The organism is Erythrobacter sp. JK5, from assembly GCF_018205975.1.
Taxonomy (GTDB): domain Bacteria; phylum Pseudomonadota; class Alphaproteobacteria; order Sphingomonadales; family Sphingomonadaceae; genus Erythrobacter.
The window spans coordinates 2,240,116-2,258,344 of record NZ_CP073577.1 but is presented as its reverse complement, the minus strand read 5'-3'; the positions used below and the strand labels follow the sequence as shown (position 1 = coordinate 2,258,344).

Sequence of the window (18,229 nt, the reverse complement as noted above, 5' to 3'; positions counted from 1 at the left end):
GTGGCCGACGCAGCACTTCCGGTCGCCGCCGATGGGCAAGCCTTGCCGGCGACGACATCCCGAAACCTCGCCCCCGCGCCCGATTGGCGCGCGCGGCTCGGCGACCTTGCCAACCAGCCTGCGGTCCGGCGGGCCATGCCCGCGATCGTCGGGGTTGGCGCAATCGCGGCGGTCGCCGCGCTCTACATGGCGATCGCGGACGGGCCGCAGCGTGTCCTGTATTCGAACCTCACCGATGGCGAGCGCGCCAAGGTGGTCGAAACGCTCGAAAGCGGCGGGATCGGCTACGCGATCGACAGCGCCACCGGGATGGTCAGCGTCTCGGAAGACGATCTTTATCGCGCGCGCATGCTGGTCGCGAGCGACGCCGGACTTGCCGCGCCGCAGGGGGCGAGCGAGATGCTCGATTCGATCCCGCTCGGCAGCAGCCGCACGCTTGAAGGCGAGAGGCTGAAAATGGCGCGCGAACGCGAGCTGATGCTGACGATCCGCGAAATCGACGGGATCGAAAGCGTGCGGGTGCATCTCGCCACCCCCGAACGGTCGGTGTTCGTGCGCGACGCGAATGCGCCGAGCGCTTCGGTGATGGTGCGACTGGTGAGCGGCCGGACGCTGTCGCAAAGCCAGGTCGAGGCGATCGTCAATCTCGTCTCAGGATCGGTGCCGGGATTGACGGCCGATGCGGTGCGGGTGGTCGATCAGAACGGGCGGTTGCTGTCTTCCGAGCGCGACACGTCGCTGGACGGCTTGACCTTGCAGCGCGAATTCGAAGCCAAGCTGCGCGATCAACTGGGCGAATTGCTGCTGCCGTTGCTGGGCGAAGGCAACTTTTCGAGCCAGGTCCAGGTCGAACTGGACCACAATGAAATCACCTCGGCGCGCGAAACCTATCAGCCCGACGGAGTGGTCCGCAGCGAAAGCGAGCGCAATTCGACCAGGACCGCCGCGAACGGCGTCGGCGGCGTACCCGGCGTCACCGCCAATACCCCGCCTCCCGACGCCGAACTGGTCGACGGCGCGCCCGAGCCCGGAGCGGTGGAGGGAGGTGCCGTGCCGACCGACAGCGAAAGCGCGGCGCAGCGCAATTACGAGCTCGACCGCGAAGTCGCGGTAACGGCGACCCGGCCCGGCGGCCTGGTGAAACTGTCGGTGGCGGTGGCGATCAGCGAAGAGGCGCTCAAGGCTGCCGCCCCGCTGACCGCCGAGCAGGTGCGGAACCTCGTCAGCGCGGCGGTCGGCGCGAATGCCGATCGCGGCGATCAGGTGCAGGTGGTGGTGAGCGCATTCGAAGCGAGCGAGATCGAACCGCTGGCCTTCTACGAAGAGCCCTGGTTCGCGATGGCGCTGCGCTATGGCGCGGCCCTGCTGGCAGTGCTGCTGGTGCTGCTGCTCGCGGTGCGTCCGCTGATTGCGAGACTTCGCGGCGCACGGGATGACGACGAAGACGCGGCTGCGGATGCCACCGCCGCACTTTCCGGCCAGGGCGGCGAACCGCAGCGCCGGGCTTTACCGGGTGATACTGCCACAGCCGGGCAGAGCGACCTGCCGCAGCAGGTCGAACTGGCACGGCGGCTCGCCGCTGCCCAGCCCGAGCGCGCGGTCGAGGCGTTGCAGCGCATGCTCGAGCCGCCCGCCGAAGGATCGCGATCGTGACCGGTGCCGACGAGATCGAGCAACCGGCTGATGCACAGGCACCGGCCCCGCTGCTCAACCGGATCGATCGCGCGGCGGTGTTCCTGATGCTGCTCGGCGACGAGGAAGCGGCCAATCTGCTCGCACGGCTAGGCCCCAACGAACTCGAACGGCTCGGCAGCGCCATGGTCGCGCTCGGCGAAGTCGATCAGCCGGGTATCGCAGAGGCGTTGCAGGATTTCGTGTCCGAGGCAGATCGCGAAGTCCTTCCGGCCAAGGATCGCAGCGTGCAGGTGCGCAGCCTGCTCGAACGCTCGCTGGGCAGCACCAAGGCCGAAAGCATGATGCAGCGGATCGAGCCCGAGGCCCGCCCGCGCAGCATCGAAATGGCGCGCTGGCTCGCCCCTAATGTGCTGCTCAAGCTGGTCGAGGACGAACATCCGCAAGTGATTGCGGCGCTGTTGCTGATGCTCGATCCGGAACCGGCGGCCGAAGTGCTATCGGCGCTGCCCGAAGACAAGCAGGCCAACGTGGTCACCCGCGTGGCGAAGATCGGCCCGATTTCCTCGCAGGCGATCGCGATGATCGACAGCCTGCTGTCGCAGCGCATCGGCGCGAGCTTCGGATCGAGCGCACTGGTGCTCGGCGGCCCGCGCGAGGCGGCGAACCTCATCAATCTCGCAGAGGGCGAACTGGCGCGCACGGTGCTGCCGACCATCGCCCAGCTCGACCCGGCACTCGCCGAAGCGATCGAGGAGGAGATGTTCACCTTCGAAATGCTGCTCGAACTCGATCCGCAGGCGATGGGTCGCCTGTTGCGCGATGTCGAGAACGAAGCGCTGGTCGATGCGCTCAAGGGTCTGAAGGACGAACAGCGCGCGCCGTTCTTCGCCGCCATGTCGAGCCGCGCGGCGGATGGTATCCGCGACGAGATCGAGCTGCGCGGACGGCTCGCGCGCAGCGAGGTCCAGGTGGCGCAGCGCAAGATCGTCGAGGTCGCGCGTTCGCTCGCCGATCAGGGCGAGATCGTGATCGGAAGCGACGATGGCGAATTCGTCTGACTGGATTGCCGCGGCGCGCGGCGACCAACGCGGGCTTCCCGGCTGGCTTACCGCTCTTCAAGAAGCAGAGGGCTTCCGCGAGGCCGCGCCGTACGCATCCGGTCTGCCATCAGGCGGGCACGGACCTCTCGAACAGCAATCGCACGTCGACGAACAGCCGGATGCCATCGCACGCGCCTTTGCCGAGGGCGAGGCCGCAGGCCGTGCGGCGGCAGAAGCGGAGGCCGCGATCGAAATCGGCCATCAGCGGGAGCTGCGGCTGGCGTTTCGCGCGCTCGATCAGGCAGCGCTCGACAGTCTTGCCTCCGAACTTGCCGACACGGTCGTCGCGCTGTGCGGGCAGGTGCTCCAAGCGAGCGCGCTCGACTGCGACGGCTTGCTCGTACGCTGCCAGGCTGCCGCCAGCCGGATCGGCAGCGCGGCCAGCCACGCCGCGCTGCACCTCCATCCCGACGACATCGCGCTGATCGGCGAGAGCGCGCTGGCCGGCTGGCAGGTGCGGCCCGACCCGGCGCTCGATCGCGGGGCGTTGCTGTTCGAAGGGGCGGATGGCGCGGTGCGCGATGGGCCCACAGAATGGCGCCGCGCCATTGCCGAGGCGGTGCGCGGATGATCGCCGAATTGCAGCTCGATCTGGCGCGGATGCGCAGCGCTCCGGTCGCAAGCGGCCCGGTGCTGACCGGGCGGGTGATCGCCTGCGATGGAGGGTTGATCGAGGTGGCGGGCCTGCCGCTGCCGATCGGTTCGCTCGGCGCGGTCGAATCCGAGGACGGCGGGGAGAGCCTTGCCGAAGTGATCGGGTTTCGCGCGGGGCATTCGCTGATGATGCTGCTCGGCGATACGGAGCTGCTGCAACCGCGCGCGGTGGTGCGCGCCTGCGGCGAGCCGGGCACGGTCCGCGTCGGCGAGGCGCTCCTGGGCCGGGCGGTGGACGGGCTCGGCGCGCCGATCGATGGCGGACCACCGGTCGATTGCCGCAACAGCTGGCCGCTGGCCGGGCACCGCGAGGGCGCGCTCGAACGCGCCCCGGTGATGCAGCCGTTCGATTGCGGAATCCGCGCGATCAACGCGCTGGCGACCATGGGCGTCGGGCAACGGCTGGGCGTGATCGCCGGGTCGGGGGTCGGCAAATCGGTGCTGATCGATACGATCGCGGGCCACGCGGTGGCCGATGTCACCGTGGTCGCGCTGATCGGCGAGCGCGCGCGCGAGGTGTCGGACTTCGTCGCGCGGCACATGGCCGGGTCGCGGCGCGGGCGGATGGTGGTGGTGGCGGTGCCGGCCGACCATGCGCCCAACCTGCGGCTGCGCGCGGCGCAATACGCAACCAGCGTTGCCGAATATTTCCGCGCGCAGGGCAAGCGCGTGCTGCTGATCCTCGACAGCCTGACGCGGGTCGCGCATGCAGCGCGCGAGCTGGCGCTCGTGCTCGGCGAACCGGGTGCGGCGCGCGGCTATCCCCCTTCGGCGCTGGCGACAATTACCAAGCTGGTCGAACGCGCGGGCAATTCCGCGCGCACCGGCGGGGCCGTGACCGGGCTCTACACCGTGCTCGCCGATGGCGACGATGCCTCCGACCCGGTAGTCGACACCGCGCGCGCGATCCTCGACGGGCATATCCTGCTGTCGCGCGAACTGGCACAGCGCGGGCATTACCCGGCGATCGATGTTCCCGCTTCGCTCAGCCGGGTGATGCACGACCTCGCTATGCCCGAAATCGCCGAAGCGGCGCGGCGCCTGCGGGCGCTGATCGCGACGCGCGAGGACAACCGCGACCTGGTGATGATGGGTGCCTATCGCGCCGGGTCAGACACGGTGCTCGATCGGGCGCTGGAGCTTTCGGGGCCGATCGACGCGTTTTTGCAGCAACCGCGCGGTTCGGCGGTGAACCTTGCCGATGCGCACGCGCAATTGCTCCGGGTCGTGCCCGATGCGTGAGCGCCGCCGCCTGCGGCTTGCCGAACGCCAGCTGATGCTGGCGCGGGTCGCGCGGCGCGAAGCGATGGCTTCGCTTGCCGGCACAATCGAAGAGGAAGCGCGCAGCGCCGATCTGGCGCGGCGCAGCAAAGCCATGGCGCGCGACTACAGCGGCCGCAAGGTCGTCGGCGAAGCGGGTGACCTGCGCGAACTGAGCGCGATGGCGGCGGCGATCGCCAGACTCGCCGAACAGGCCGAAAACAAGCGCGACGATGCGCGGCTGCAGGCCGCATGGCAGGCCGACGCGCTTGCCGGGGTCGAAAACCGCGTCAGGCGGCTCGAGGATCGCGCGCTCGAAGCGCGCCGTGCATCCATCCAGGCCGCCGAAGCGCGCTCGCGCCCGACCGACGGCGGACTGGCACGCAAACTGCAGGGGCATGAACGCCACCAGACCAGGAACCCGCGATGATCCCTGCCTTGCCCGATTTGCCCTCGACCCCTGCAACCGCGAAGACCGCCTCGCGGCCCGGACGCGCTGGTACAGCGGGCGACGGGACAGGCCCGGCTGTCCGAAACGACCCCGCGGAAACCCCGGTTCGCGCCGGTTTCAGCGATCTCCTGGCTTCCGCGCTGGCTCCCCCGCAGGTTCCGCAGCCAGTCGTGGCACCGGCGGATGCAGCCACGCTGGTCGCGCTGCCCGAGCCCCCGACGTTGCCGGTTCCCGGCAAGACCCTGCCTGCAGGCGGCGGCGATCTGCCGAGCGGGTCGAGCGCGAGCGAACACTCCCCCGATGGCGCGCGCGGTCGCGAGCAAGCCCGGCCAAGGTCGACGATCACGCCGCCGGATGTTCGGTTTTCGCGGGAACCGGTGCAGGCGATTGCCCAAGAGGTCTCCATCCGGCCGTCCTTTGCAGGCCTGGAAGCAACGGACCCCGTGCCGGCGATCGCCAGCATTGCCCCGCAGCAGATTCCGCAACCTGCAGCGATCGCCGAAACGGAAGTCGGACAACCGATCGCACCGACGGCGACCCAACCTCGCAAGATTGACCCGGCGCTGCCGGTGCTCACCGATTTCAGGGGTTTGCCGCCTGCCGTGCCTCGGGCGACAGCGCTTTCGGAGTCGCGTGATCTGCAGCAGCATGACCCCGAGCCGGAGATCGTGCCGCTCCCCCTGCGCGCCGCGCCAGCGTCCGAGGCAGGGCAAGACGTTTCGCCGCTGCCCCTGTCGCGCGCCCCGATACCGTCGCACGCCAGGAACGTCAGCGAGAGCCGCGTAATTCGTCCAATTCTCGCGGTCGATGGTGAAGCGGACACGGAACCCTCGCTCGGTTCGCGCATGCCGCGCGCGAGCAGCGATCCGGCGCAGGCTCCCCTTCCTGCGCCGCATTCGTCGGGCGCGGCAGCGGCCCTTTCCGAAGCCGTCCAGCCCACCTCCGGCTCCCCATCGCCGACCGCTAGCGCCTTGGCCACACAACCGACTGCGACACCCGCTCCTCCCGCAGCCGAAACCCGGATCGACCAGCGCATCGCCCCGCAGATCGAGCGCGCGATCGAGGCGCTGACCGACATTCGCGAAGTCGTCCGCAGCGTGCGGCCCGAAGTGCTGATGCGGCACGGGGAGTTCGGTCTCGTGAACATGCGGCTCGATACCGCCGCCGGCGACCTGCGAGCGTCCTTGTCGAGCCGCGACCCCGGGTTCGTCCCGGCGATCCAGTCCGCGCTCGCGGAGCGCGCCATGGCCGCGTCGGGTGACACGGCGGCCAGCCACAACCAGCGCGGGCAGGAACACGGAAGCACGGGCCAGAACACCGCCGCGTTCTCCGGATCGGGAGCGAACTACGGGTCTTCCCCAGGGTCCTCGCAAGGGTCGCCTCAACCACGTTTGCCGCAGCAGGGGAACGCACAGCATGGCACCGACCAATCGGGTCGAAGCCAGGCGGATGAGAGCCGGGCGGCGAGCGCCGACGGCAGTGGGCTGTTCGCGTGAGCTGCTCACCGCACAGTCAAGGAGGTAGGAAATCATGGCCAAGGCGAATGACAAGGCCGAGGGCAACAATGAAGAGGCGAAGCCGAAGGGCGGGATGCTGAAGATGGTTATCGTCGCGGTGCTGATGCTCGGTGCCGGGGCGGGGGTGCCTATGGTGCATTCGCTGCCGGACTGATCGGCGGGAGCGAAGATACCGGCCCCGAGGTCCCGCAGCTGGTGCGCAAGGGGGATGCCGATCCCTATGCCCCGGCCGCCGGCAAGGGCGACGCGGAAGCAGACGGCGCGGTCTATGGCGAAGGCGGCAGCGAATTTCGCACCGCCTATTACAGTTTCGATGAAAGCTTCACCTCGAACCTGGCCAATTCGCCGGGTCTGATCCAGGTCGATCTCGCGGTGTCGACCCAGCGCGACGGGCGCGTGCTGCAATGGGTCAAGAGCCACGAGCTCGCGATCCGCTCGGCGATCCTCGTCCAGCTCGCCGCCACCCCGGAAGAAGATGTGTACACCCCCGAAGGGCGCGACAAGTTGGCCAAGCGGCTGACCGCTGCCGTCAACGCCGTGCTCGAAGAGCACGAAGGCTTCGGCGGCATCGATGCGGTTCATTTCGAAGCGTTCCTCGTCCAATGAACATGGCCCAGACCTTCGCTCCCGAGCGGGCGCTGGCGCAGCATTGTGCCGAACTGACCGCACGTGACCCGCGGCCCGAAGAGCGCGCGGAGGTCATCGCCGCCTGGCGCCGCGACGTAGGCAAGGCGCTGTCGGAGCGCACTGGCGTGCTTCTCGGCGGTGCCAGGATTGCTGCCAGCCTTGGCGAACCCGAATGGCTCATCGGCAAGCAGATTTTCGAACGGATAGGCCCGGTGGCGGCCAACAGCTTGCTGCGCTGCGGAGGTCCGGATCAACAGCTCTTGCTGTCGGTCGATCTGGCCACGACGATTGCGCTGACCGACCGTTCGTTCGGCGGAACCGGCGAAATGCCTCAGGACCCGCTCGAGCAGCTGACCCGCTCGGCAGGATTGCTGATCGATCAGCTGGCAGCGATCGTCGCCGAAAGCGTTGTCTTGGCAAGCGGAGAGCAGGTCGAACGCGAATGCGACGTTATCTTCCATCGGGAAAACGTAACCCGGCTGAAGCCATTCGGCGCTTCGGCGTCTTGCGCGGCATTCAAGATCGAATTGGGCGAGCCGGGAGGCTCGACCTGGCACTTGCTTCTGGCGGCAACGAAGACCGTGCTGGACAGCCTTCTCCCCGGACAAGGTGAAGGGGGAGGCGCAAGTCGCAAAGCATCCGGACCTACCGACGGCGGCGCTGCCCACCTTGGCGCGATGCCGCTGCCGATCGAGGCAGTGCTGACCGAATTCGACCTGCCGCTCTCGCGGCTCGAACGGCTCGCCCCTGGCGACAGCATTCCGATCGCCATGCCGCGCGAGATTCCCCTGCGGATCGGCGCGCAGCGCTTTGCCCACGGCAATGTCGGCACATTCGAGGATCGCCTCGCGATCCGTCTCACCCGTATCGCAGAGGGAGCACCCACCCGATGACTGCCTACAATCCCGCGCTGCACCGTTTCGGCGACGTGTCGGTGCGCCTGTCGGTCGAGCTCGGCCGCACCGACATGCCGCTCAGGGAGGTGCTCGCGCTCGGCGAGGGCAGCGTCGTCCCGCTCAACCGACTGACCGACGAACTGCTCGACGTCACGGCCAACGGCCGGATCATCGCCAAGGGTGAAGTGGTCACGCAGGACGGGCGATTCGCGCTGCGGATCGTCAGCCTTGCGGGCGACGATACTCCCGGTGCACCCGCCGCCGACACCGGTCGAGCGAAGCCAGAGGTCCCGCCGCTCGACGAAGCGGGCCGCGACCAATGATGCTTGAATACTTTGCCCGGCTGGCGCTGCTGCTGCCGCTGCTTGCGCTGCTGATCTGGGGCAGCCTTAGGCTGACACGCTATCTGCAAGGGCGAATGGTCGGCGCGCAGGGCGGTGAGCGCGCGCTGCAACTGGTCGAAACCAGCCTGCTCGCGCCGGGCCTAAAGCTTGCGGTCGTGCGGTTTCACGGACGCGAGATCCTGCTCGGCTGTTCGCGGCAGGGTCTGGTGCGGCTCGGCGAAGCCGAAGCCCGCACCGCCGGGCCGGAGCGAGACTGATGGCCCGCGCGCTTTACCTTGCAGGCGCATTGATGCTGGGCGCCTTAACCATGTTTTCGCTGCCCGATGCAGCCTACGCGGCGGCGCTTCCCGTGCCAGCCGATTCCGTTCCGGGCGTGGGCGGCGCGATCGAGCGCGCGCTGGGCGGAGACGGGGCGGGCGATTCCACCCCGCTGAGCTTCTCGTTGCAGCTGCTCGTGGTGATGAGCCTGCTGACGATCCTGCCCGCGCTGGTGCTGATGATGACCAGCTTCCTGCGGATCCTCGTGGTGCTTTCGATCCTGCGGCAGGCGATCGGGTTGCAGGGCTCCCCGCCGACGCAGGTGCTGGTCGGGCTGGCGCTGTTCCTGTCGCTGTTCGTGATGGCTCCGACCTTGTCGGCAGTGAACACCGCAGCGATCGAACCCTATGCCAGCGGCGCGCTGAGCGCCGATGCTGCGATCGCCAGCGCGGGCGAGGCGTTTCACGGCTTCATGATCCGCCAGACGCGCGAGGCCAACCTGCTGATGTTCGCCGATCTCGCGGGCGGGGCGACGTTCGCCAATCCCGACGACATTCCCTTTTCGATCCTGCTTCCCGCGTTCGTCACCAGCGAACTCGAGACCGCGTTCCAGATCGGCTTCATGCTGTTCCTGCCGTTTCTCGTGATCGACCTGGTGGTTGCCAGCGTGCTGATGAGCCTCGGCATGATGATGCTGTCGCCCACGATCGTCTCGCTGCCGTTCAAGCTGCTGCTGTTTGTGCTGGTCGATGGCTGGGCACTGCTGATGGGCAGCCTCGCGATGAGTTTCGCCCAATAGGAGGGGACGATGCAGCAGGACGCGCAACTCCTCGCCCTGGCCGACCAAACGCTATGGGTCACCGCGCTGATTGCCGGGCCGGTGCTGATCGCGGCGCTGGTGGTCGGCCTGTTCGTGGGGATCATCCAGGCGGCGACTTCGGTGAACGAACAGACGCTGACCTTCGTGCCCAAGCTGGGCATCGTCGCGCTGGTATTCGTGGTGCTGGGCGGGACGATGATGGCGCTGCTGGGCGATTTCCTGCGCGAGATCTTCGCGCAGATTTCGGCGATCGCGATCTAGCGCGCGATGAGCATCCTCGATCCCGGTTTCGGACCGCTCGATCAGCAGCTGTGGCAGGTGCTGTTCCTGTCGATCCGCGTCGGAGCCGCGCTGCTCGCCGCGCCGGTGTTGGGCGGGATGACCGTGCCGTTTCAGCTGCGTGCGCTGCTCGCGCTGGCGCTCGCGGTGTTCATCGGCAACTGGATGCCGTTGCCGGAACTTCCTGACATGATGAGCTTTTCTGCTGTTGTTGCGGTGGTACAGGAAATCGTGATCGGCACCGCGCTCGGTTTCCTGCTGCAGGTTGCCTTTGTCGTCCCGCAGATCGCCGCCGAACAGATCGCGGGGACGATGGGCCTTGCCATCGCCACTTCGATCGATCCCAACAGCGGCGCGCAATCGGGCGCACTCGGCACCTATTTTGGCCTAGTCCTGACGCTGCTGTTCTTCGCGATCGGCGCGCATCTGTTGTGGTTCGAGCTGCTGATCGAAAGCTACCGCGTGCTGCCCGCCGGAAGCTTCGCGCTCGCCGAGGTGGCCGGGCGCGATATCGTGCTGTTCATGGGCTACGGCTTCGCGACCGCCGCCGCGATCGCCTTTCCGGTGGTGCTGGTGCTGCTGCTGGTGCAGACCGTCACCGGCGTGATCTCGCGCTCGGCCCCCGCGCTCAACCTGTTTGCGCTGGGCCTTCCCGCCGGCGTGCTTGCCGGGATCACCGCGCTGATTGTCGTCATGCCGATCGTGGTCGAACAGTTCACCGCGCTGATCGAGACAGCGCTGGTCCGGTCGTCGGATCTGCTGCTGGCCGGAGGGGCGGCGGGATGAGCGAAGAGAGCGCGGGCGAAAAGACATTCGAGCCAACCGACAAGCGCAAGCGCGATGCCGCGCAGAAAGGCGACGTGCTGCGATCGAAGGAGGTCGGCACGGCGGCGGCGATCGCCACCGGGGGCGCGGTGCTGCTGTCCGCCGGGCCGTGGCTGTTCGACAGTCTTACCCGCGTCGCGCACGCGAGCTTGCGCTTCGACCATGGCACGCTCGAAACCTTTGCCCCGAACGCGCTGTTTGCCTTCGCCGCCGAAGCGCTGCTGCCGCCGATCTTCGCGATCGGCATTGCGGTGATCGCCATCACCGCCGGATCGCAATTGCTGCTGGGCGAGGGGCGCTGGGTGCCCGAAAACCTTGGGTTCAAGGGCAAGCGGATCAACCCGTTGTCGGGACTCAAGCGGATATTCGGTATCCAGGGCCTGATCGAGCTCGGCAAGAGCGTGCTCAAGCTCGCGCTGCTCGGCGGGATCGCGGCCTACTGGGCTTTGGTGAACATGCCGCACCTGCTCGGTCTCGGGCGGAGCACGCTCGAAGCGCAGGTCGGCTATGCCTGGAGCACGGTTGTGAGCCTGCTCGGCCTGCTGGTGCTGGGCCTCGCGGTGATCGCGCTGGTCGATTACCCGCTTCAGCGGTTTCAGCGCAACAAACGGCTCAAGATGAGCCACCAGGACATGCGCGACGAAGCCAAGCAGACCGAAGGATCGCCCGAGGTCAAGATGGCCCGGCGCCAGCGTCAGCGCGACCTCGCGCGCGGAAGCATCGGCAAGGCGATGAAGGACGCGCAATTCGTGATCGTCAACCCGATGCACTTCGCGGTCGCGCTGATCTACGATCCGGCCAGTGCGCCCGCACCGGTGGTGCTGGCCAAGGGACGCGGCGAAACCGCGCTGGCGATGCGCGAACTGGCGGGCGAAGCGGGGCTGCCGGTGCTGCATTATCCGCAGCTCGCGCGCGCGGTCTATTTCACCACGCGCGCCAACCAGATGGTGCGCGAGGAGCTGTATGTCGCGATCGCCGCGCTGGTCGCCTTCGTGCTGTCGCTGAGGCGCGGCGAAGATCCGCGAATGCCGATCGTCGAAGTGCCCGAAACACTGCGGTTCGATGCGGACGGGAAGCCCGAGATTTCCCCTTAAGCGGCGCAGTGATTGGCCGTTCTTCGAGCCATGGAGAATCCCGGCTCATCGATCATCTCGGCGCTCGGCGCGGGCAGCGGCGTGAATTTCGCGCAGCTCGCCTCCGACCTGTCGGACGCCAGCTTCGCGTTCCAGCGCACCAACCTGCAGTCTCGCAACGAAACGCTGCAGGCGCGGATTTCCGCCGCTGCGCTGCTGCGCAGCTCGGTCAACGACCTTGCCAGCGCGCTGGGGGACCGCATCCGCAACGGCGACCTGTCGCCGCGCGCGAGCATCGGCAACCCGGCAGTCGCCAGTGTCAGCACCCCCGCAGGCAGCAATCCCAGCGGCACCTATGCGCTCGAAGTGACCCAGCTGGCGCGCAGCCAGACGCTGGTGTCGCAATCCTATGCGAGCGCGGGCGATCTCGTCGGCGAGGGCAATCTGCGGTTTCGGTTCGGCACTGTCGCGGGCGCGACTTTCACCGAGGACACGGCGCAGGCCGCGCTCGACATCGCGGTCGACGCCTCCGACACGCTGGCGACGCTTGCGGGCAAGATCAGAAGCGCCAGCGGCGGCAGGCTCGACGCATACGTGGCGAGCGGCACCGGCGGCGCGCAGCTCGTGATCAAGGGCGCGGAAGGTGCGGCGAACGGGTTCGTGCTCGAACCGACCAGCGCTGCCGCCAACCCGGCGTCGACGCCGGGCGATCTCACCTATCTCGCCTGGAGCCCGGCGAGCGATGCCGGCGAGTTGCGCCAGACTTCGCAGGACGCGCTGTATTCCCTGGACACCGTCCAGCGCAGCAGCGCGAGCAACACCGTCACCGGCCTGCCGGACGGCATGACCCTCAATCTGAAGGCGACCAACACCGGTTCGCCGACCACCATTTCCTTCACCAACGACAGCGGCGCGATTACCGGGGTGATGAACGACTTCGTCGCCGCGCTGAACGACATCGTGCGGCTGCTGGGGGAAACCGCCGCAGCGCAAGGCGGGACGCTGGGCAACGATCCCGGTGCGCGCGAGCTGAAGCGCGATCTGGCGCGGCTTACCAGCGAAGCCGTCATGCCTAACGCTGGCGTAGGCGAACCGCGAACGCTTGCCGATCTCGGGCTCTCGCTCAACCGCGACGGCACGTTCCGGCTCGATACCGCGCGGCTCGATACGACCTTGTCGGATAGCCCCGAGGCCACCGCCGCGATGTTCACGACCGGCGTGTTCGGCGTGTTCGCGACCTTCGACAAGCTCGCTCGGGCCAATTCGCGGATCACCGATCCGGGCTCGCTCGGCGGCTCGCTCAAGCGCTACGAAGCGCAGATCGAGCGCAACGACGTGCGCCTGGAACGGATCGCGGTGCAACAGGAAAACCTGCGCGAGCGGCTGACGCGCAACCTGATCCGCGCCGAACAGAACATCGCGGTTTCGCAATCGACCCTGAGCTTCCTCGAGCAGCAGGTCGAACTGTTCGCCAACCAGCGGTAGGCGACGATGCAGCTGCTCTCTCGCAACCCTGCCGCCGCCTATCGCCGGGTCGATCTCGACGCACGGATCGAGGCATCGCACAGCGGCGATCTGACCCGGATATGCCTTGAAGAAGTGGTCGCTGCGCTGGGGCAGGCGCTGGCAGCGCTCGATCGCGCTCCCGCCTCGCCTCCGCGCGAGCCGTTGGCGCGGGCGCACGCGATCGCGCTGTGGCTGGCGCAGTCGGTCGCCGACGACAATCCGCTGCGCGAGCATTTGCTGCAATTCTACGGCGGCATCGCGGCGGCGATCCGGCGCAACGTTACCCACCCCGACCGCGATGAGATCGCCCGCGCGCGCGCCGATCTCGCCGACGTATTGGCAGCGGCGCGTGGAGCTTAGGCCTAGCTGTCGATCGCGGCGCGGATGATGTTCGCCGCGTCCTCGGGATCCTCGAACGGATGGAAATGCGTGCGATCGGGCCGATACAGGTCCCTGCCCTGCGGCATGCTCGCAGCGAGGCCGGACCAGGTCGGTGAACTCTTGAAATCGTTCAGCCCGGAATGCCGGGCGCGCACCACCCACACCGGGATATCGACCGCACGTGCCGTTTCGAGAATGCCCGCATTGCTGCGGCTGGAGGCGTAGACGCTGGCTTCGACCTCGGGCGGGCAGGCCAACTCGCAGCCTTCGCCATCGGCACGCGGCAGCAGACCGTGTCGGCAGTAATCCTCGAACACGCGGGCGTCGAACAGGTCGTACGGATCGCGCTCGCGGAACCGCTCCATCATGGCCTCGGGCGAAGCGAAGTCGCGCTTGCGCCTGGCCGCCGGGTGCGGGTTGTCGGCGCTGAACAGCGGCTCTGCCGGAGCGTAGAATTCGGGGGCGAGAATGACCGGGTCGAACAGCACCAGTCGTGCGAAGGCGCCGGGCCGGTCGTGCGCCACCTGAAGCAGGGTGTGCGCACCCATCGAATGCCCGATCCCGACCGCACTTTCGATACCCAGCTGGTCGATCAGCACGCACACATCGCTCGCGATCTCGTTCCAGTGCATGATCGGCCCGCCGGTCGAGCGCCCGTGCCCGCGCAGGTCGATCGAGATCACCCGCCGATCCGGGAAATGGGCGATGATCGCATCGAACACCCGCGCGTGAAACCCGGTGGCGTGGGCGAAGATCAACGGTGGATCGCCGCCCCGGTCCGCGCGCCATTCGAAATACGACAGCTCTATACCGTTGATATGCAGACTGTGGGCGGCGGGTTCATTCGGCGAAAGCAGGGGCGGTATCCTTCTGGTCGTCTTGGTGAGCGACAGTCTCGGGCAGTGCCGATTTGAGCATGAAGAAACCGGCCAGCGCCGCGACCAGCGAGCCGGACAGCACGCCGAGCTTCACCGCATCGACCTGCGCCTGGTCGGCAAAGGCGAGATTGCCAATGAACAGGCTCATGGTGAAGCCGATCGCGGCCAGCAGCGAAAGGCCGTGGATCTGGCGCCAGCCGACATGGTCGGGCAGCTTGGCGATCCCCGCCTTCACGGCGAGGAAGGCGAACCCGAAGATGCCGATCTGCTTGCCGATCAGCAGGCCCAGCGCGATGCCGAGCGGCAGCGGCGCAAGCAGGTCGGCAGGCGACAGGCCGATTAGAGTCACCCCGGCATTGGCGAAGCCGAACACCGGAATGATCAGAAACGCGACCCATTTGTGCAGCGCGTGTTCCATCTGCTCGAGCAGGCGCGTGCCGCCGCGCGCCACCATCGGCACGGTCATCGCCGCCGCCACTCCGGCGAGGGTCGCATGGACGCCGGACTTGAGCACGAACACCCACATGATCACCGTCAGCACGACATAGGGAATGCTCGATCCGACCCGCAGTCGGTTGATCGCGATCAGCACAGCGAAAGTTACCGCCGCGCCGATCAGCATGGTGGTGTCGAGCTCGCCCGAATAGAACAATGCGATGATCGTGATTGCGCCGATATCGTCGATCACCGCGATCGCCAGCAGCAGCGCCTTGAGCGCCACCGGCACGCGCGGGCCGAGCAGCGAAAGGATGCCGAGCGCGAAGGCGATATCGGTTGCGGCGGGGATGGCCCAGCCGTTGATGCTATCGGGCGAGTTCCAGTTGAAGGCGAGGAACACCAGCGCCGGCAGCGCCATGCCGCCGATGGCGGCGGCGAGCGGTAACGAGGCTTTGTCCCAGCTCGACAGCTGCCCTTCGATAATCTCGCGTTTCACCTCGAGCCCGATGAGGAAGAAGAACACCGCCATCAGCCCGTCGTTGATCCACAGGATCAGCCCCTTGTCGATCGCGAACGTGCCGAACGAGATGCTGAGCCTGGTGTTGAGCGTGCCGAAATAGGCGTCGGCCAGCGGGCTGTTGGCGATCAGCAGCGCCAGCGCGGCCGCTGCAATCAGCACGATCCCGCCTGCGCTTTCCTGTTTCAGAAAGTCGCGGAGCGCTGCCCCGACCCGGTCGATCATTTCCTGTCCTCTGTCTGCATTGCCAGTCCCGAATACGGTATTGCATGTCCAACGGGCAAGTTGCGGGAGAGTGCCCGAAAATCGGCGGTGTGGAACCGATTCCTGACGACACTCCGGGATTGGTGGCGAAATCGCCTGTGATCGCTATATCGCGGGTTCGTTTGACTTTGCGCGCGCCTTCGGGGAACGCGCGTGTTCACCGGTTCGAATTGCGGAGACATGAGTGCGAGACACAGCGTCGGCAGACCCGGTCGATCCGGCCGCGTTTCGCCAGGTCATGGGCTTGTTCTCGACCGGGGTGTGCATCGTCTCGCGCGCGCGCGAGGACGGTTCGCCGAGCGGCATCACCGCCAATTCCTTCGTGTCCGTGTCGCTCGATCCGATGCTGGTGTGCTGGAGCATCCAGAATTCCTCCAGCCTGTTCGAAAGCTTTACCAAGACGGACAGCTTCGCAATCAGCATTCTCGCCGAGAACCAGTCAGGGCTGGCCCGCCGCTACGCCTCGCGCGGGGACAGTCTGATGCAACCGGCTGATTTCACCTGGACAGCGCGCGGGCTGCCGGTGATCGCGGGGTCGATCGGCCATATCGAGTGCCGCCACTGGTCGACCTATCTGGCGGGCGATCACACCATGGTGTTCGGCGAAGTCGCCGCGATCGAAGCGCGCGAGGATCTGCGCCCGCTCGGATTCTATGCCGGGCGGTTCTGTCGCATCGCCGATTGATCGTGACGTCCGACCGGACGCGCCGGGCGAATCAGACCAAGCTTGCGGCGGATGAACAGCCACAGTCTCAGCGGCGCGTAGAGCCACGCAAGCGCGCGCGGCAGCATGAACCGTTCGAGCAACTCGCGGTCGTGCACCAGTTCGCGAGAGAGCGCGCGGCGGTAGGCCCGGTCGTCGCGCAGATGCACGAGATGGCGCCGCTGCAGGCTGTTGGCGATACTGCTGTGGCGGCGTTGCGGCCCCCGAAGCCGCTGCCACGATGCCTCCAGCAGCTGCGCGAGCCTGGCGTCCGTACGTTCCAGGTCGGCAACGCGATCGGGCAGTTCCTGGTCCCACAGCCGACCACACAGCAGCAGCCCCAGCGCGGTGCAGCGCTGCGTCCCGAGCCGTTCGGAATGTGCCTGCAGCGCCGCAATGGCGGTCTGATCGCAATCGGCCAGCATCGCGCGCAGGTCGGCAAGCCATTTCAACCGGTCCCACAGCGAGGTTGCGGCGTGGACACAGAGGTACGCGAACAGGTCTTCGCGCCCGAACGCGGCGAAGCTCTTGCCCGCGAGCGAGACCGTGTCCATCGCTTGCGAAATCCCCAGGCCGGGCAGCAGCGCATCCGGAGTCTTGAGCCGGTGATGCAGTTCGAGCGCGAAGCGTTGCTGCGGTTCGATCAGGGCGATGTCCTTTGCCAGGGTGCGCCACGGTTCTATCCGCCAGTCGTCCCACGGCGGCTCGTTGCCGTGCAGGCGATAGCCGAGCTCGCCCAGTACGGCGCGAGCGGGCCGGAAGTCGCGCCATGATACCAGCAGGTCGAGATCGACGCTGTGGCGCATCGCCGGATCGCCGTAGAGCGTCTCGCTGAGTACCGGGCCCTTGAGGAACACCGCAGCGATGCCGGCCTCTCCCAGCCGGTCGATCGCGCGGCTGCCCTGACCCAGCAGCTCGAGCGCGCGCAGTTTTTCGCTGGCCGCGATCCGTGCCAGCTCGTCGGGCGGCTCGATGTCGGCATCGCGCAGTCCTTCGCAGGCAAGGATCGCGAGGTGATGCCGGTTCGCTTCGCGCACGAACGCCCCCCAGTCCGCGCCCAGCTGCGCCCGCGCTTCGCGAACCGCCGCATTGCGCCGTTCGCAACGCGGCCGGTCGGCGCAGGCAAGCAGCAGCGCAAACGCGCGATCGCCATCGGTTCGGGGAGCCAGCCGGTGCATCCCGCCTGCCTAGCGGGCGAGGCGCGCTGCGCCAAATGGTTGGACGCGTCGGCGCCGCTGCACCGCAACCCTTCCCCGCTCCGCATCCGGCGGCGATCGACGCTGCCGAGCATCCGGACGCCAGTTTTAATGCCTTACTATTTTCTGTAGCCTTGAACTCTGCGAAGCGCGGAACTGCGGGATTTCAAGTAATCGTGTCTACGTGTTCTTTACTCACCCGCCTTGACGAAGACCTGTTCTTGAGAAACGGTGCTGTGGCTCGTGTCTTTTGGTTGCAGGGGTAGATGCAATGATGCAGGGTCGAAACACGCATAATTTGTCGGGAACCACGCGCGGGAAACGGCGGCCGTTGGGCGACCGCCTGACGGTCAGCGTGATCGCGGCGCTCGCTGCCGCCAGTTTCCCGGTTCCGGCCCAGACTGCGGCGTGGCTGGCGATCGGCCCGCAGGCCGGTGCAACATTGCTGGCCTCGCTGCCCGCAGGCAGCGGCTGCTTCCAATACACCTACGATCGCAACGGCAACCGGATCGCGAGTTCAACTGCGAGCGTGATCTCCGGCGGCATGGTGTGGGGATCGGCAACATTCGGTTGCGCCATCTGGGGCGTGTGACCGCCGGGACTTTGG

At 67.4% G+C, this 18,229-nt stretch carries 22 protein-coding genes; 19 read left to right on the top strand and 3 right to left on the bottom strand.

Annotated elements, in window-relative coordinates:
• From fliF to KDC96_RS10845, 17 genes are all read left to right on the top strand, one after another.
• The gene (fliF, locus tag KDC96_RS10920; protein WP_249171761.1) at positions 1-1,653 is read left to right on the top strand and encodes a flagellar basal-body MS-ring/collar protein FliF; all 1,653 of its coding nucleotides are present in this window, start codon (positions 1-3) and stop codon (positions 1,651-1,653) included.
• The gene (gene fliG / locus KDC96_RS10915) at positions 1,650-2,693 is read left to right on the top strand and encodes a flagellar motor switch protein FliG (RefSeq protein ID WP_249171760.1); all 1,044 of its coding nucleotides are present in this window, start codon (positions 1,650-1,652) and stop codon (positions 2,691-2,693) included. Before fliF ends, fliG begins: the two co-directional genes overlap by 4 nt.
• Positions 2,677-3,306 carry a FliH/SctL family protein gene (locus KDC96_RS10910; RefSeq protein ID WP_212448464.1) on the top strand — a complete coding sequence of 210 codons (630 nt, stop codon included), beginning with the start codon at positions 2,677-2,679 and terminating at the stop codon, positions 3,304-3,306. The genes fliG and KDC96_RS10910 overlap by 17 nt, the downstream gene beginning before the upstream one ends.
• On the top strand, positions 3,303-4,631 hold the full coding sequence (locus tag KDC96_RS10905) for a FliI/YscN family ATPase (protein WP_212448463.1): 1,329 nt from the start codon (positions 3,303-3,305) through the stop codon (positions 4,629-4,631). The genes KDC96_RS10910 and KDC96_RS10905 overlap by 4 nt, the downstream gene beginning before the upstream one ends.
• Positions 4,624-5,079, top strand: coding sequence for a hypothetical protein (locus tag KDC96_RS10900; protein ID WP_212448462.1), 456 nt, complete (start codon positions 4,624-4,626; stop codon positions 5,077-5,079). The genes KDC96_RS10905 and KDC96_RS10900 overlap by 8 nt, the downstream gene beginning before the upstream one ends.
• Before the next feature lie 191 nt (positions 5,080-5,270).
• Positions 5,271-6,596 carry a hypothetical protein gene (locus tag KDC96_RS10895; RefSeq protein WP_212448461.1) on the top strand — a complete coding sequence of 442 codons (1,326 nt, stop codon included), beginning with the start codon at positions 5,271-5,273 and terminating at the stop codon, positions 6,594-6,596.
• 34 nt (positions 6,597-6,630) lie between these two features.
• Positions 6,631-6,771 (top strand): hypothetical protein, encoded by a 141-nt coding sequence (locus KDC96_RS16690; protein ID WP_371815476.1) that lies wholly within the window; start codon positions 6,631-6,633, stop codon positions 6,769-6,771.
• A 41-nt stretch (positions 6,772-6,812) separates the two neighbouring features.
• A complete protein-coding gene (gene fliL, locus KDC96_RS10890; RefSeq protein ID WP_371815475.1) occupies positions 6,813-7,223 on the top strand; it encodes a flagellar basal body-associated protein FliL in 411 nt (136 codons plus the stop codon).
• A gap of 2 nt (positions 7,224-7,225) precedes the next feature.
• Positions 7,226-8,137 (top strand): FliM/FliN family flagellar motor switch protein, encoded by a 912-nt coding sequence (locus tag KDC96_RS10885; RefSeq protein WP_212448460.1) that lies wholly within the window; start codon positions 7,226-7,228, stop codon positions 8,135-8,137.
• On the top strand, positions 8,134-8,463 hold the full coding sequence (locus KDC96_RS10880; protein ID WP_212448459.1) for a FliM/FliN family flagellar motor switch protein: 330 nt from the start codon (positions 8,134-8,136) through the stop codon (positions 8,461-8,463). The genes KDC96_RS10885 and KDC96_RS10880 overlap by 4 nt, the downstream gene beginning before the upstream one ends.
• The gene (locus tag KDC96_RS10875) at positions 8,460-8,741 is read left to right on the top strand and encodes a flagellar biosynthetic protein FliO (protein ID WP_212448458.1); all 282 of its coding nucleotides are present in this window, start codon (positions 8,460-8,462) and stop codon (positions 8,739-8,741) included. Before KDC96_RS10880 ends, KDC96_RS10875 begins: the two co-directional genes overlap by 4 nt.
• Complete coding sequence (gene fliP / locus KDC96_RS10870; protein WP_212448457.1) at positions 8,741-9,541, top strand: flagellar type III secretion system pore protein FliP; 801 nt, start codon at positions 8,741-8,743, stop codon at positions 9,539-9,541. The genes KDC96_RS10875 and fliP overlap by 1 nt, the downstream gene beginning before the upstream one ends.
• A 9-nt stretch (positions 9,542-9,550) precedes the next feature.
• Positions 9,551-9,823 carry a flagellar biosynthetic protein FliQ gene (locus tag KDC96_RS10865; protein ID WP_212448456.1) on the top strand — a complete coding sequence of 91 codons (273 nt, stop codon included), beginning with the start codon at positions 9,551-9,553 and terminating at the stop codon, positions 9,821-9,823.
• A 6-nt stretch (positions 9,824-9,829) separates the two neighbouring features.
• A complete protein-coding gene (locus KDC96_RS10860) occupies positions 9,830-10,627 on the top strand; it encodes a flagellar biosynthetic protein FliR (protein WP_212448455.1) in 798 nt (265 codons plus the stop codon).
• Positions 10,624-11,760, top strand: a complete 1,137-nt coding sequence (locus tag KDC96_RS10855; RefSeq protein WP_212448454.1) for a flagellar biosynthesis protein FlhB — start codon at positions 10,624-10,626, stop codon at positions 11,758-11,760. Before KDC96_RS10860 ends, KDC96_RS10855 begins: the two co-directional genes overlap by 4 nt.
• Before the next feature lie 30 nt (positions 11,761-11,790).
• Complete coding sequence (fliD, locus tag KDC96_RS10850) at positions 11,791-13,224, top strand: flagellar filament capping protein FliD (RefSeq protein WP_212448453.1); 1,434 nt, start codon at positions 11,791-11,793, stop codon at positions 13,222-13,224.
• A gap of 6 nt (positions 13,225-13,230) precedes the next feature.
• Positions 13,231-13,605 (top strand): hypothetical protein, encoded by a 375-nt coding sequence (locus tag KDC96_RS10845; RefSeq protein ID WP_212448452.1) that lies wholly within the window; start codon positions 13,231-13,233, stop codon positions 13,603-13,605.
• A 2-nt stretch (positions 13,606-13,607) separates the two neighbouring features.
• Here the strand turns inward: KDC96_RS10845 and KDC96_RS10840 are convergent, their stop codons facing one another.
• Together KDC96_RS10840 and nhaA are read right to left on the bottom strand one after the other, a co-directional pair.
• On the bottom strand, positions 13,608-14,384 hold the full coding sequence (locus tag KDC96_RS10840) for an alpha/beta fold hydrolase (RefSeq protein WP_249171759.1): 777 nt from the start codon (positions 14,382-14,384) through the stop codon (positions 13,608-13,610).
• A gap of 82 nt (positions 14,385-14,466) precedes the next feature.
• Entirely contained in the window at positions 14,467-15,684 is a 1,218-nt protein-coding gene (nhaA, locus tag KDC96_RS10835; RefSeq protein ID WP_212448451.1) for a Na+/H+ antiporter NhaA, read from the bottom strand.
• Positions 15,685-15,907: 223 nt separating this feature from the next.
• Here nhaA and KDC96_RS10830 point away from each other — a divergent pair, with 223 nt between their 5' ends.
• Complete coding sequence (locus KDC96_RS10830; RefSeq protein ID WP_212448450.1) at positions 15,908-16,408, top strand: flavin reductase family protein; 501 nt, start codon at positions 15,908-15,910, stop codon at positions 16,406-16,408.
• Here KDC96_RS10830 and KDC96_RS10825 read toward each other — a convergent pair.
• The gene (locus KDC96_RS10825; protein ID WP_212448449.1) at positions 16,375-17,604 is read right to left on the bottom strand and encodes a nucleotidyltransferase family protein; all 1,230 of its coding nucleotides are present in this window, start codon (positions 17,602-17,604) and stop codon (positions 16,375-16,377) included. The two genes, KDC96_RS10830 and KDC96_RS10825, sit on opposite strands and share 34 nt — an antisense overlap.
• 349 nt (positions 17,605-17,953) lie before the next feature.
• On the opposite strand from KDC96_RS10825, the gene KDC96_RS10820 reads away from it, so the two are divergent.
• The gene (locus KDC96_RS10820) at positions 17,954-18,214 is read left to right on the top strand and encodes a hypothetical protein (RefSeq protein ID WP_212448448.1); all 261 of its coding nucleotides are present in this window, start codon (positions 17,954-17,956) and stop codon (positions 18,212-18,214) included.
• Positions 18,215-18,229 lie beyond the last annotated feature (15 nt).